This is a genomic window from Immundisolibacter sp., from assembly GCF_041625615.1.
Classification (GTDB): Bacteria; Pseudomonadota; Gammaproteobacteria; order Immundisolibacterales; family Immundisolibacteraceae; genus Immundisolibacter.
The window spans coordinates 1-12220 of the sequence record NZ_JBFJTF010000064.1 but is presented as its reverse complement, the minus strand read 5'-3'; the positions used below and the strand labels follow the sequence as shown (position 1 = coordinate 12220).

The window sequence follows — 12220 nt, the reverse complement described above, 5'->3', positions numbered from 1 at the left end:
GGCGCGGCAGCGGCGCGCGCGCGGCCCACGCGATCTCGCCCCGGTCCTCGCGCAGCTCGGGAGCAATCCACGGCAGGTCGACGGCGGCGAACACGGATTCTTCCGTCTCCCCGGCAACGCGCGCCTTGTCGCGGAACACGCCGTATTCGTTGATCTTGAGCCCGCGCGCCTGGGCGCGCCTGCGGATGGCGATGTTGTGCGCCCTGCTGCCGGTGAAGTAGTGCAGGGCGGCGCCGAAGGCGGCCGGCTCGACCACGCGCAGGTCCACCTGCAGGCCGCAGGCGAGCACCACCGAGGCGCGGGTACTGCCCTGGCCGAGGATCTGGCGCACTTCGTCGTAGCCGGTGAAGCGCTGCATCACCGGTGCCGGTTCGCTGCTGGCGACCAGGATGTCGATGTCGCCCACGGTTTCGCGGCGCCGGCGGTAGCTGCCGGCGATTTCCAGCCGCTGCACCTGTGGCGCGCCGCGCAGCCAGTCGGCCAGCGCCTCGGCGTACTGGGCGGCCACGGGCAGCAGCATGCGCGTTTCCGGCGCCGCGGCCTGTGCCCGCAGGTGCTGGAGGATGCGCTGTTCGGTCTTGGCGCCGAAGCCGGGCAGCTCGCGGATGCGCCCGGCCTGCGCCGCCTTGCGCAGCTGCGCCACGGTGTCCACCGCCAGCCCCTGGTGCAGGGCCCTGACGCGCTTGGGGCCGAGCCCCGGCACGCGCAGCAGTTCGGTCAGCGCGGCCGGCACCTGGTGATGCAGCCGCTCCAGCAGGGCGCAGTGGCCGGTGGTGGCGATCTCGCGGATCCTGGCCGACAGGTCCTTGCCGATGCCGGGCAGCTTGGGCAAGGGCTCGTCGCGGGCGGCCAGCGTCGCCAGGTCGCGGCCGTGGTCGCCCACGGTGCGCGCGGCGTTGCGGTAGGCACGCACCCGAAACGGGTTGGCGCCCTGCAGTTCAAGCAGCTCGGCAATCTGCTCGAAGACGGCGGCGATGTCGGCGTTGTGAACGGGCATGCCGGGGCTCCGCGCGGTGGCGTGGCTGACCCCTGTCGAGTGTAGATGTACCGCCGCGCCTTGGCAGCGCGCCCGTGGCCGCGAGGGCCTGTGCCGGGCGATTGGCGAGAACGCTGGGGGCGAGGCATGCGGTGCCGGCCACGCGTCCTTTTCGGCGCCCGCGCGGTGACGTGGCGGTTGGGCAAACCGGGGGGCGGTGTGATGCCAAGTCCGGACTGCGCAGCGAATGCCGGTGCGGCGGCGCGCGCCTGACGCGCGCCCAGGTGGCGCCAGCGGCCGTGCGGCGAGGCGCCAGGAAGGCCGCTAACCGCTTGATTTTGAGGTGGTGCCGTTGAGAGGACTCGAACCTCCGACCTGCTGATTACGAATCAGCTGCTCTACCAACTGAGCTACAACGGCGGGTCCGGCGGGGGGTGCCGGGCGGGCAATTATAGGCGGCCGGTTCGGCGGGCGTCTAACGTCGCAGCGTCGGACGACGCAAGTGGCTAGAATGCGGGTGATCTGCCCTTGGTCCTGCCTGCCCGTGTCCGCTGTCGACGTGTCCGATTCCCGCCTGTGCGCGCTCACCGACTGGTTGGGCGGGCGGCTGGACGCGTTCACGCTGGAGCCGGCGTCTGCCGATGCCAGCTTCCGTCGCTATTTCCGCGTGTATCACGGCCCCGGCAGCCTGATTGCCATGGACGCGCCGCCGCCGGCCGAAGACTGCCGGCCGTTTGTCCACGTGGCCGGCCTGCTGCGCGACGCCGGCCTGCACGCGCCGCAGGTGCTGGCGGCGGACCTCGAGCGCGGCTTTCTGCTGCTGAGCGACCTTGGGCGGCAGACCTACCTGGAGGTGCTGGCCGAGGACAACGCGCAGGCGCTGATGACGGCCGCCATCGACGCGCTGGTGCGCTGGCAGCAGGCCAGTCGGCCGGACGTGCTGCCGCCGTACGATGCGGCATTGCTGGGCCGCGAGCTGGATCTGTTTCCCGACTGGTACGTGGCGCGGCATCTCGGGCTCGCGTTCACGGCCGCCGAGGCGGCCGCCTGGCAGGCGCTGCGGGCGCAGCTGATCGAGCGCGCGCTGGCCCAGGCGCCGGTGTTCGTGCACCGCGACTACATGCCGCGCAACCTGATGCCGGGCGAGCACGGGCCGGGCATCCTGGACTTTCAGGACGCCGTCTACGGGCCGATCAGCTATGACGTGGTGTCGCTGCTGCGCGACGCCTTCCTGTCGTGGCCGCCGGCGCGCGAGCAGGCCTGGCTGGAACGCTACTGGCGCCAGGCGCGCGCGGCCGGGCTGGGGGTGCCGGACTCGCTGGCCGCCTTTGGCGAGGACTGCGACCTGATGGGGGCGCAGCGTCACCTGAAGGTGCTGGGCATCTTCGCGCGCCTCAATTACCGCGACGGCAAGCCGCGCTACCTGGCCGAGACGCCGCGTTTCGTCGGCTACATCGAGGCCGCCGCCGCGCGCACCCCGCTGCTGGCGCCGCTGGCGCAACTGCTGGCGGGCCTGCACGCCCGGGCGGCGGCATGAAGGCAATGATCCTCGCTGCCGGGCTGGGCACGCGCATGGGCGCACTCACCCGGACCCTGCCGAAGCCGCTCCTGGCGGTCAACGGCCGCCCGCTGATCGTGCATCTGGTGGAGGCGCTGGCGGCCGCGGGCCTGCGCGAGCTGGTGGTCAACCTGGCCTACCGCGGCGAGCAGATCGAGGCGGCGCTTGGCGACGGCACGGCGCTGGGTGTGCGCATCGACTACTCACGCGAGCCGGACGGTCCGCTGGGCACCGGGGGCGGCGTGCTGCGGGCGCTGCCGTTGCTGGGACCGGCGCCGTTCGTGCTGGTCAACGCCGATGTCCACAGCGGCTATCCGTTCGGCGCCTTGCCGCGCCGGCCGGCCGGGCTGGCGCACCTGGTGCTGGTCGACAACCCCGACCACAACCCGGGGGGCGACTTTGCGCTGGCCGACGATGCCCGGGTTGCCAACCCCCGGGTTACAAACGAGGAGGCGGGGCGGCTGACCTTTGCCGGCATCAGCGTCATCGATCCCGCGCTGCTGGCCGGCCATGCGGGGCCGGACAGCTTCAGTCTGACTCCGCTGCTGCGTGCCGCCGCCGACCGCGGCCTGGTCAGCGGCGAGCATTACCCCGGCCCGTGGCTGGACGTGGGCACGCCGCAGCGCCTGGCCGCTGCCCAGCAGCCGCCGTGCTAGACACACTGCGCGCCCGTGCCGGAGACCTGCTGGGCACGCTCGGCATCGACCCCGGCTGGCTGGTGTGGGCCACGCCGGTGTCGCTGCTGACCCTGCTGGCGACGGTGCTGCTGTTGCCGCTGTTGGTGGCGCGCCTGCCGCAGGACTACTTCTATCGCGAACACCGCCCGCCGCGCCCGCACACCGGTCACTGGGTGTTGCGGCTGCTGCTGCTGGTGATCAAGAACACGCTGGGCGCGGTGCTGCTGGTGGCCGGCCTGGCCATGCTGGTGCTGCCCGGGCCGGGACTGGTGGCCCTGCTGGCGGCGTTTGCGCTGCTGAACCTGCCCGGCAAGTACCGCCTCGAGCGCTGGGTGGTGAGCCGGCCGGCGGTGCGCGCGGCCATCGGCCGGATGCGCGAACAGGCCGGCCGGCCGCCGCTGCATCTGCCCTGACCGGGTGGGTCGAGGCCGCATTTTGCCGTAAGCTTTGCGCCCGCCGGCGCCTGCACCGGCGCCGTTTTCGAGGAGACCCGACGCATGACCCGCACCGTTTCGACCGTTGCCGTCGCCGCCGTGCTGCTGGCCGCCATGGCCGCCACGCGCAGCCATCACTTCGCCGACCTGATCGGCCCCGGGGACGCCAGCGTGGCGGCGTTCTTCCTCGGCGGCCTCCTGTTGCGGCGGGTCGGCTGGTTCGCGCTGTTTGCGGGGGTCGCCGGGTTGATCGACCTGATGGCCCTGTGGGGCGGCGTGAGCGCTGCCTGCGTGACGCCGGGGTACGCCCTGCTGTTGCCGGCCTACGGTGCGCTGTGGCTGGCCGGCGGCCGCGCGACCGGGCTGCTGGAGTCGGTGCCGGGACTGCTGCGCGGCACCGCCTGGCTGGTGGCCGGTACGGTGGCGTTCTTCGCCATCTCGAACCTTGGTTTCTATGCCTTCTCGCCGGCCGTGGCCGAGTTGACGGTGATGGAATTCGCCGGTCGCGTGGCGGTGTACCTGCCCGGCTACCTGGCGCAGGCCTTCCTGTATGGCGCTTTCGGGCTGCTGCTTGCGCGGTTGCTGGGTGCCGACGTGCGTCCGGCCGCGGCGGCGGCCTGAACGGATAGGGGCCACCCATGGGCAAGCGCCTGACACGCATCTATACGCGCACCGGGGATCAGGGCAGCACCGGCCTGGGTGACGGCTCGCGGGTGGCCAAGGATGCCGCGCGGGTGGAAGCCTACGGCACGGTCGACGAGCTCAACAGCGTGCTCGGGCTGCTGCGCACGCACACACTGCCGGCGCCGATCGACGCCTGGCTGGGTGATGTCCAGCACCGGCTGTTCGACCTGGGCGGCGAGCTGTGCATTCCCGGCCACAGCATCATCACCGATGCGCACGTGACGGCGCTGGAGACCTGGCTGGACACGCTGAACGCGCAGCTCGAACCGCTGGCGGATTTCATCCTGCCCGGCGGCAGCCCGGCAGCCGCCACCTGCCACCTGGCGCGCACGGTGTGCCGGCGCGCCGAGCGCCGGGTGGTGACGCTGCAGGCGCAGGAGCCGGTCAACGGCCCGGCGCTGCGTTACCTGAACCGGCTGTCGGACCTGTTGTTCGTGCTCTCGCGGTCGCTGAACCGCGCTGCCGGCGTGGCCGACGTGGTCTGGCAGCGTCCGGCGCCGCCGCCCGGCAGCTGAAGCGCCTGCCGGCGGGTCGCCGGCCGTTCTAGAACCAGCGGCGTCGCTTGAAATACACCAGCATGGCCCCGGCCACGGCCAGCATCACGAGCCACAGCACCGGGTAGCCGTAGTCCCAGTGCAGTTCCGGCATGGCCCAGGGACTGGTCGGGTTGACGCTGAAGTTCATGCCGTAGACGCCGACCAGGAAGGTCAGCGGGATGAACACCGTGGCGATCACGGTCAGTACCTTCATCACTTCGTTCTGCCGGTTGCTGATGCTCGACAGGTACAGATCGAGCATGCCGGCCAGCATGTCGCGGTAACTCTCCAGCAGTTCGATGATCTGCACGGCGTGGTCGCTGACGTCGCGAAAGTAGATGCGCGTGGCCTCCGCCACCAGCGGTGAATCACCGCGCGACAGGCTGGCCAGCACATCGCGCGCCGGCCACACGGCGCGGCGGATCAGCAGGGTTTCGCGCTTCAGGCGGTGCAGCTCGTGCAGGGCGTCCGGCCCCGGGTGATCCAGCAGGTCGGTTTCCAGGTCCTCGATGCGCTCGCCGAGCGTCTCGAGCACCGGAAAGGCGTGGTCGACCACTGCGTCCAGCAGGGCGTGCGCCAGACGGTCGGCGCCGGCGCGGCGCAGGCGGCTGGCCGGGTCGTGCAGGCGGGCGCGCACGCCGGCGAACAGGTCCTCGTCGCCGTGGTAGATGCTGATCACGAAATCGCCACCGAGGAACAGCGCGAAGTCGTCGACCGTCGGTCGTTCACTGCCCTGTGTCAGGCAGCGCAGTTCCAGGAACAGGTGGTCGTCGAACACGTCGAGCTTCGGCCGCTGGCCGTGGTTCATCACGTCCTCGAGCGCCAGCGGGTGCAGGCCGAACGCCTCGCCGGTGCGGCGCAGGTCGTCCACCCGTGGCGTGCCGGCAAAGTGCAGCCACAGCACCGTTCCAGGCTGGCGCAGCGTGGCCGGCTCCTGCGGCAGGCCGGGGCTGTCGTATCGGATGGTGTCGGCGTCGTACCCCAGGACGTGCACCACCGTGTGCGGTGCCGTTGCCGGTGGACGCAGTTCCCCAGGGGCGCTGCCCGGCGGGGCGTAGTGTTTGTGAAACAGGTCGACCATGCGGGCTCCGTGCGGCAGGGCGGGCGTTTATAAGAGTAAGGAATAAATAACTAGATATTTATTTCTTCCCTCACATAAAAGCGCTTTCTATGATGCCGACCTCGCTCAGATTGTGCCGATCGTCATGAATGCGCCCATCACCGCTGCCCATCTCCCGCTGACCGACGCCCAGGCCGAGCGCCTGCGGACACTGGTCGGCGAACTGTCGCCTGCCCAGCTGCTGTGGGTCAGCGGCTACCTGGCCGCCCATGCGCAGCACGGCGGTGATGTGCCGGCGACGCCGGCCGCGACGGCGGCCGGGGCGCTGACGGTGCTGTATGGCTCGCAGAGCGGCAACGGCGCCAAGCTGGCGCGACGCCTGGCGGAGCTGGCACAGGCGCGCGGGCTGGCGGTGACGCTGACCAGCACTGCCGATTACAAGCCCGTCCGGTTGCGCGACGAGCGCACGCTGGCGCTGATCGTCAGCACCCACGGCGAGGGCGAGCCGCCGGACAGCGCGCGCGAGCTGCACGAGTACCTGCACGGGCGCAAGGCGCCGCGGCTGGAGAGCCTGCGCTACGCGGTGCTGGCGCTGGGGGATTCGAGTTATCAGTTCTATTGCCAGACCGGCAAGGACTTCGATGCCGCGTTCGAAAAGCAGGGCGCGCAGCGCCTGTTCGAGCGGGTGGATTGCGACATCGACTACGACGACGCAGCCGCGGCCTGGATGGAGCAGCTGCTCGGCCGCGTGGGCAGCGCGCCGGCGGTGCGTGCCACGCCGGCGCTCACGCCGGTCGGCGGCGGCATGCAGTACGACAAGCGCAACCCGTACCAGGCCGAGGTGCTCGAAAACATCGTCCTGAACGGACGTGGCTCGGACAAGGAAACCCGCCACATCGAACTGGCCGTGCCCGGCTTGAGCTACACGCCGGGCGATGCGCTGGGCGTGCTGGCGCAGAACGACCCGCGGCTGGTCGACGAGTTGCTGTCCGTGCTGGACCTGTCCGCCGAGGCGCCGGTCAGCGTGGGCGGGGTGACGCTGCCGCTGGCCCAGGCGCTGACCGGTCATCTGGAGATCACCGCGCTGACGCGACCGTTCCTGGCCGGCTGGGCCGCGCTGGCCGGCGCTGACAGGCTGACCGCGCTGCTGGCGGACGGCAACGAGGCGGCGCTGCGCGCGTTTCTGGACGGGCGGCAGATCATCGACGTGGTGCAGGAGTTTGCGCTGCCGGGTCTGGAGGCCGATGCCTTCGTGGGCCTGCTGCGCCGCCTGCCGCCGCGGCTGTACTCGCTCGCGTCGAGCCTGGCAGCCTCCCCGGACGAGGCCCACGTCACCGTGGCGGCGGTGCGCTACCACAGCCACGGCCGCGCGCGTGCGGGTGTCGCCTCCACCTGGCTGGCCGACCGCGTGCAACCGGGCGACACGGTGCCGGTGTTCATCGAGGCCAACGAGAACTTTCGCCTGCCGGCCGATCCGCAGGTGCCGGCGATCATGATCGGCCCCGGTACCGGCGTGGCGCCGTTTCGGGCCTTCCTGCAGGAGCGCGAGGTGCAGGGCGCGACGGGACAGAACTGGTTGTTCTTCGGTGACCGCCATTTCCACACCGATTTCCTGTACCAGACCGACTGGCAGGGCTGGCTGAAGGACGGCCTGCTGACGCGCATGGATGTTGCGTTCTCGCGCGACCAGGCGCGGAAGGTCTATGTGCAGGACCGCCTGCGCGAGCGTGGCGGCGAGCTGTATGCCTGGCTGCAGAGCGGCGCCCACGTGTACGTGTGTGGCGACGCCACGGCCATGGCCGCCGACGTGCATGCGGCGCTGCGCGACATCGTCGCCGCCGAAGGGGGGCTCGGTGCCGAGGCAGCGGAGGAGTACCTGCGCGAACTCGCCCGCACGCGCCGCTACCAGCGCGACATCTACTGATTGCAGGTTCCAGCCCATGAACGCGCCCGATCCGAAAACCCTGAACGACGTCGAACAGATCAAGGCCCGCAGCCGTCATCTGCGCGGCACGATTGCCGATGGCCTGGTCGATCCACTGACCGGCGCCATCGCGCCGGACGACAACGCGGTCCTGAAGTTCCACGGCAGCTACCAGCAGGACGACCGCGACCTGCGCGAGGAGCGCCGGCGCCAGAAGCTGGAGCCGGCGTATCAGTTCATGATCCGCGTGCGCCTGCCGGGTGGTGAATGCACGCCGGCGCAGTGGCTGGCGCTGGATGACATCGCCGGCGCGCATGCCAACGGCACGCTGCGCCTGACCACGCGCCAGACGTTCCAGTTCCACGGCATCCGCAAGCCGCACTTCAAGCCGGCCATGCAGGCCATCCACGCGGCGGGCCTGGACACCATCGCCGCCTGCGGGGACGTGAACCGCAACGTGCTGGCCAGCGCCAATCCGTACCGCTCGCCGCTGCATGCGGCGGCCGGGGCGCTGGCGCGGGCGGTCAGCGAGCATCTGCTGCCGCGCACCAACGCCTACGCGGAGATCTGGCTCGACGCGCCGGCCGTGGATCCGGGCACGGAAGTGGAGCCCGTCTACGGCCCGCTGTACCTGCCGCGCAAGTTCAAGATCGGCATCGCCGTGCCGCCGGACAACGACGTCGACGTGTACGCACAGGACCTGTCGTTCATCGCGGTCGAGGACGGCGGCCAGCTGGTCGGCTGGAATGTGCTGGTCGGCGGCGGCATGGGCATGACCCACGGCGAGAAGGCCACCTACCCGCGCCTGGCTGATGTGCTGGGCTTCTGCACGCCCGAGCAGGCCCTGGCCGTGGCCGAGCAGGTGGTGTGCGTGCAGCGTGATTTCGGTGACCGCACCAACCGCCGTCACGCGCGACTGAAGTACACCATCGACGACCGTGGCGTGGACTGGTTCAAGGCCGAGCTGGAAAACCGGCTGGGTTTTGCGCTGGCGCCGGCGCGGCCGTTTGCCTTCGAGCGCAACACGGACGCCTTCGGCTGGCACGAGGGGCCGGACGGGCGCTGGCACTACACGCTGTTCGTTGAGAACGGCCGCGTCGCCGACCGTGGCGCGCGCCGCCTGCGTACGGGCTTGCGCGAGATCGCCCGCGTGCATCGGGGCCTGTTCGCGCTGACCAACAACCAGAACGTCACCATTGCCGGTGTCGAGGCCGCGCGCCGCGCGGCCATCGCGACGCTGATCGACGAATACGGGCTCGAGCGCGAGGCGTCGCGGCTGCGGCAAAACGCCATGGCCTGCGTGGCCATGCCCAGTTGCGCGCTCGCCATGGCCGAGAGCGAGCGCTACCTGCCGGACCTGATCACGCGCCTGGACGGGGTGATCGACGCCTGCGGCCTGGCCGACACGCCGATCACGCTGCGCATGACCGGCTGCCCCAATGGCTGCGCGCGGCCGTACATTGCCGAGATCGGCCTGGTCGGCAAGGCGCCCGGCAAGTACAACCTGTACCTGGGGGCCGGCTTCCACGGCCAGCGCCTGGGCAAGCTGTACCGCGAGAACATCGGCGAGGACGCCATTGTCGAGGCGCTGACCCCGCTGCTGGAGCGCTACGCTTCCGAGCGGCAGGCCGACGAGCACTTTGGGGATTTTCTGGTGCGCGCGGGCGTGGTGCCGGCGGTGGCCGCCGGGCGCCAGTTTCACGACTGAGGCCCGAGCCTCGCCGCGCGCCCGCGGTGGCGGCGCGCGCCTGTCGCGATTGCCGGCCCCGCGGCCGGTGCAGCGGTGTCGACGCCCGGAGGTGACATGGGGCTCGAAGCGATCCTGGCGCTGGCCGTCGTGGCCGGTGTCTTTGTGGCCCTGTTGTTCACGCGCTGGCCGGTGGAGGCGGTGTTCCTGGCGGCGTTGACCGTGCTGGTCGCCGCCGCGGTGCTGCCGGTCGATCGGGCGTTTGCCGGGTTTGCCAACAGTGGCCTGGTCACGGTGGCACTGCTGTACGTGGTCGCCGGGGGTGTCCAGGAGACCGGCGCCGTGGAATGGCTCGGGCGTCTGCTGCTGGGGGCGCCGCGTGGGCAGCGCCGGGCCTTGGCGCGGATCATGTTGCCGGCTGCCGGGCTCAGCGCGTTCCTGAACAACACGCCGCTGATGGCGCTGCTGATCCCGCTGGTCAAGGACTGGTGTCGCCGGACCGGAATCTCGCCCTCCAAGTTGCTGCTGCCGCTGAACCACGCGGCAATGCTGGGCGGCACCTGCGTGTTGATCGGCACCAGCACCAATCTGGTGGTCAGCAGCCTCATGGTGGCCGCCGGGCAGCCGGCGCTGGGCATGTTTGAGGTGACGCCCGTGGGCCTGCCGGTGGCCCTGGCCGGTCTGGTGTATCTGCTGCTGGCCAGTCCGCGGCTGCTGCCCGAGCGCGTGCCGGTGGCCGCCGACACGGCGGCGGCGCGCGAGTATCTGACCGAGATGCTGGTGCAGGGCGGCGGGCCGCTGGTCGGCAAGACCATTGCCCAGGCCGGATTGTGGGCCCTCGGCGGGCTCTACCTGCTGGAGATCGATCGCCACGGTCGCCTGTTGCAGGCGGTGGCGCCGGACGAAGTGCTCGCCGCCGGCGACCGGCTGGTGTTCGTCGGTGCGGTCGAGTCGGTGGTGGACCTGCATCGCATACGCGGTCTGAGCCCCGCGACCACCCAGGTGTTCAGGCTGGACGGTCCCCGCAACCAGCGCCAGCTGGTGGAGGCCGTGGTGGGGCCGCACTGTCCGGTGGTCGGAAAGAGTGTGCGGGAAGGGCGTTTTCGCAACCGCTACGACGCCGCCATCATCGCCGTGGCGCGCAGCGGCGAGCGCCTGCGCAGCAAGATCGGTGACATCGTGCTGCGGGCCGGTGACACCCTGCTGCTGGAGGCGCGGCCGTCGTTCCTGGAACGCTTCCGGCGTGCCCCGGACTTTCTGCTCATCAGCGCCATCGACGGCGCCACGCCGCCGCGTCATGAGCGCGCGCCGCTGGCGCTGGCGATCCTCGCGGCGGTGGTGGCGCTGGCTGGATTCGGTCTGCTGGACATTCTCGCGGCGGCGCTGTTCGGCGCCGCCGGGATGGTCGCTTCCGGATGCTTGAGCTTCACCTCGGCGCGGCGCAGCCTGGACGGTTCGGTGTTGCTGACGATCGGTGCCGCGATCGGCATCGGCGCTGCCCTTGACGGCAGCGGGGCCGCACGTGCGCTGGCGCTCGGGTTGCAGGGTTTGATCGGGCACGGCCCGTGGCAGGCGCTGCTGACGGTGTATCTGGCGACCCTGTTGCTCACGCAGCTGATCACCAACAACGCGGCGGCGGCGCTGATGGTGCCGCTGACACTGGCCATGGCCGGGGAGCTGGGGATGGCCGTGCGGCCGTTGCTGCTGGCGGTGGTGATGGCCGCATCGGCCAGCTACGCCACGCCGATGGGGTATCAGACCAACCTCATGGTGTTCGGGCCGGGCGGGTATCGGTTCGGCGACTACCTGCGCCTGGGCGTGCCGCTGCACGGGGTCACCGCCCTGGTCACGCTGGCGGTGCTGGCGCCCATGCTGGGCGTCTGACCGTGGCGGGAGGCAGATGTCCCGGGGCGTTCTCCCAGGCGGAGTGAGGCCAACGTCACGGTGGTGCGGACCGGTGGCCGGCGGATGCACACCCGCCCCGGTCGGGGCGGGTGGCGGCGTGGGCCGTTAGAGGCCGGCGTCCGGCAGTACGGGCGCGGCGGGTGTGGGTTCTTCGCCCTCGGGCGCGGGCCGGGCCGGGCCGTGCAGGCCGCACTCGCGCGGGCCCTCCTGCTCCCACCACCAGCGTCCCGCGCGAGGGTCCTCGCCGAGGGTGACCGCCCGCGTGCATGGCGCGCAGCCAATGCTCGGAAAGTTGCGGTCGTGCAGGGCGTTGTAGGGGATGTCCTCGGCGCGGATGAAGGCCCACACGTCGGCCTCGGTCCATTGCGCCAGCGGGTTGAACTTGAGGATGCCGCGCCGCTCGTCCCATTCGCGTTCCGGCAGGTCGGCGCGGTGCGCGCTCTGGTCGCGGCGCCGGCCCGTCACCCAGGCGCTGTGGCCGGCCAGTGCCCGGTTCAGCGGCTCCACCTTGCGGATTTCGCAGCAGCTCCGCCGCAGCGCGGTGCTGCCGTAGAAGGCATTCACGCCGTGCTGGTGCGTGAACGCGCGCAGCGCGTCGGCGTCCGGGTAGTACCAGTCGATCTGCACCCCGTAACGCCGCCGCAGCGCCTCGGCGACAGCGTAGGTCTCTTCCGGCAGGCGGCCGGTGTCCAGGCTGACGGTGCGGATGTCCGGCGCGTGTTGCGTGACCAGATGCGTCAGCACCACGCCCTCCGGCCCGAAGCTGTTGGTGTGCAGCG

General features: G+C 71.2%; 11 protein-coding genes and 1 tRNA gene. 8 read left to right on the top strand and 4 right to left on the bottom strand.

All coding sequences use genetic code 11. The annotated features are described in order from the left end of the window. Together ABYX71_RS06720 and ABYX71_RS06715 are read right to left on the bottom strand one after the other, a co-directional pair. Window positions 1-997: helix-hairpin-helix domain-containing protein (locus tag ABYX71_RS06720; protein ID WP_372695738.1), on the bottom strand; the 997-nt coding region annotated here is incomplete at its 3' end. Window positions 998-1320: 323 nt separating this feature from the next. Further along, a tRNA-Thr gene (locus ABYX71_RS06715) sits at window positions 1321-1396 on the bottom strand. A gap of 91 nt (window positions 1397-1487) precedes the next feature. On the opposite strand from ABYX71_RS06715, the gene ABYX71_RS06710 reads away from it, so the two are divergent. From ABYX71_RS06710 to ABYX71_RS06690, 5 genes are all read left to right on the top strand, one after another. Further along, window positions 1488-2513 (top strand): aminoglycoside phosphotransferase family protein, encoded by a 1026-nt coding sequence (locus ABYX71_RS06710; protein WP_372695737.1) that lies wholly within the window; start codon window positions 1488-1490, stop codon window positions 2511-2513. Beyond that, window positions 2510-3190, top strand: coding sequence for an N-acetylmuramate alpha-1-phosphate uridylyltransferase MurU (murU, locus tag ABYX71_RS06705; protein ID WP_372695736.1), 681 nt, complete (start codon window positions 2510-2512; stop codon window positions 3188-3190). The genes ABYX71_RS06710 and murU overlap by 4 nt, the downstream gene beginning before the upstream one ends. Next, window positions 3184-3624, top strand: coding sequence for a PGPGW domain-containing protein (locus ABYX71_RS06700; RefSeq protein WP_372695735.1), 441 nt, complete (start codon window positions 3184-3186; stop codon window positions 3622-3624). Before murU ends, ABYX71_RS06700 begins: the two co-directional genes overlap by 7 nt. An 84-nt stretch (window positions 3625-3708) precedes the next feature. Beyond that, entirely contained in the window at window positions 3709-4266 is a 558-nt protein-coding gene (locus tag ABYX71_RS06695) for a hypothetical protein (protein ID WP_372695734.1), read from the top strand. A gap of 17 nt (window positions 4267-4283) precedes the next feature. Continuing rightward, window positions 4284-4844 (top strand): cob(I)yrinic acid a,c-diamide adenosyltransferase, encoded by a 561-nt coding sequence (locus ABYX71_RS06690; RefSeq protein WP_372695733.1) that lies wholly within the window; start codon window positions 4284-4286, stop codon window positions 4842-4844. Window positions 4845-4872: 28 nt separating this feature from the next. Here ABYX71_RS06690 and corA read toward each other — a convergent pair whose 3' ends face one another. Further along, window positions 4873-5946 (bottom strand): magnesium/cobalt transporter CorA, encoded by a 1074-nt coding sequence (gene corA, locus ABYX71_RS06685; RefSeq protein ID WP_372695732.1) that lies wholly within the window; start codon window positions 5944-5946, stop codon window positions 4873-4875. A 124-nt stretch (window positions 5947-6070) separates the two neighbouring features. Here corA and ABYX71_RS06680 point away from each other — a divergent pair, with 124 nt between their 5' ends. The 3 genes from ABYX71_RS06680 to ABYX71_RS06670 all read left to right on the top strand — a co-directional run bounded on the left by ABYX71_RS06680 (window position 6071) and on the right by ABYX71_RS06670 (window position 11420). Then, window positions 6071-7849 (top strand): assimilatory sulfite reductase (NADPH) flavoprotein subunit, encoded by a 1779-nt coding sequence (locus tag ABYX71_RS06680; protein WP_372695731.1) that lies wholly within the window; start codon window positions 6071-6073, stop codon window positions 7847-7849. 16 nt (window positions 7850-7865) lie between these two features. Next, complete coding sequence (cysI, locus tag ABYX71_RS06675) at window positions 7866-9557, top strand: assimilatory sulfite reductase (NADPH) hemoprotein subunit (protein ID WP_372695730.1); 1692 nt, start codon at window positions 7866-7868, stop codon at window positions 9555-9557. Between the two features lie 96 nt (window positions 9558-9653). Continuing rightward, window positions 9654-11420, top strand: a complete 1767-nt coding sequence (locus ABYX71_RS06670; protein ID WP_372695729.1) for an SLC13 family permease — start codon at window positions 9654-9656, stop codon at window positions 11418-11420. Window positions 11421-11546: 126 nt separating this feature from the next. On the opposite strand, the gene ABYX71_RS06665 is transcribed toward ABYX71_RS06670, so the two are convergent. Next, window positions 11547-12220: phosphoadenylyl-sulfate reductase (locus ABYX71_RS06665; protein ID WP_372695728.1), on the bottom strand; the 674-nt coding region annotated here is incomplete at its 5' end.

Coding starts and splice junctions, on each gene's coding strand:
- ABYX71_RS06710 (WP_372695737.1), top strand. CDS start 1,488: ATGCGGGTGATCTGCCCTTGGTCCTGCCTGCCCGTGTCCGCTGTCGAC.
- murU (WP_372695736.1), top strand. CDS start 2,510: ATGAAGGCAATGATCCTCGCTGCCGGGCTGGGCACGCGCATGGGCGCA.
- ABYX71_RS06695 (WP_372695734.1), top strand. CDS start 3,709: ATGACCCGCACCGTTTCGACCGTTGCCGTCGCCGCCGTGCTGCTGGCC.
- ABYX71_RS06690 (WP_372695733.1), top strand. CDS start 4,284: ATGGGCAAGCGCCTGACACGCATCTATACGCGCACCGGGGATCAGGGC.
- corA (WP_372695732.1), bottom strand. CDS start 5,946: ATGGTCGACCTGTTTCACAAACACTACGCCCCGCCGGGCAGCGCCCCT.
- ABYX71_RS06680 (WP_372695731.1), top strand. CDS start 6,071: ATGAATGCGCCCATCACCGCTGCCCATCTCCCGCTGACCGACGCCCAG.
- cysI (WP_372695730.1), top strand. CDS start 7,866: ATGAACGCGCCCGATCCGAAAACCCTGAACGACGTCGAACAGATCAAG.
- ABYX71_RS06670 (WP_372695729.1), top strand. CDS start 9,654: ATGGGGCTCGAAGCGATCCTGGCGCTGGCCGTCGTGGCCGGTGTCTTT.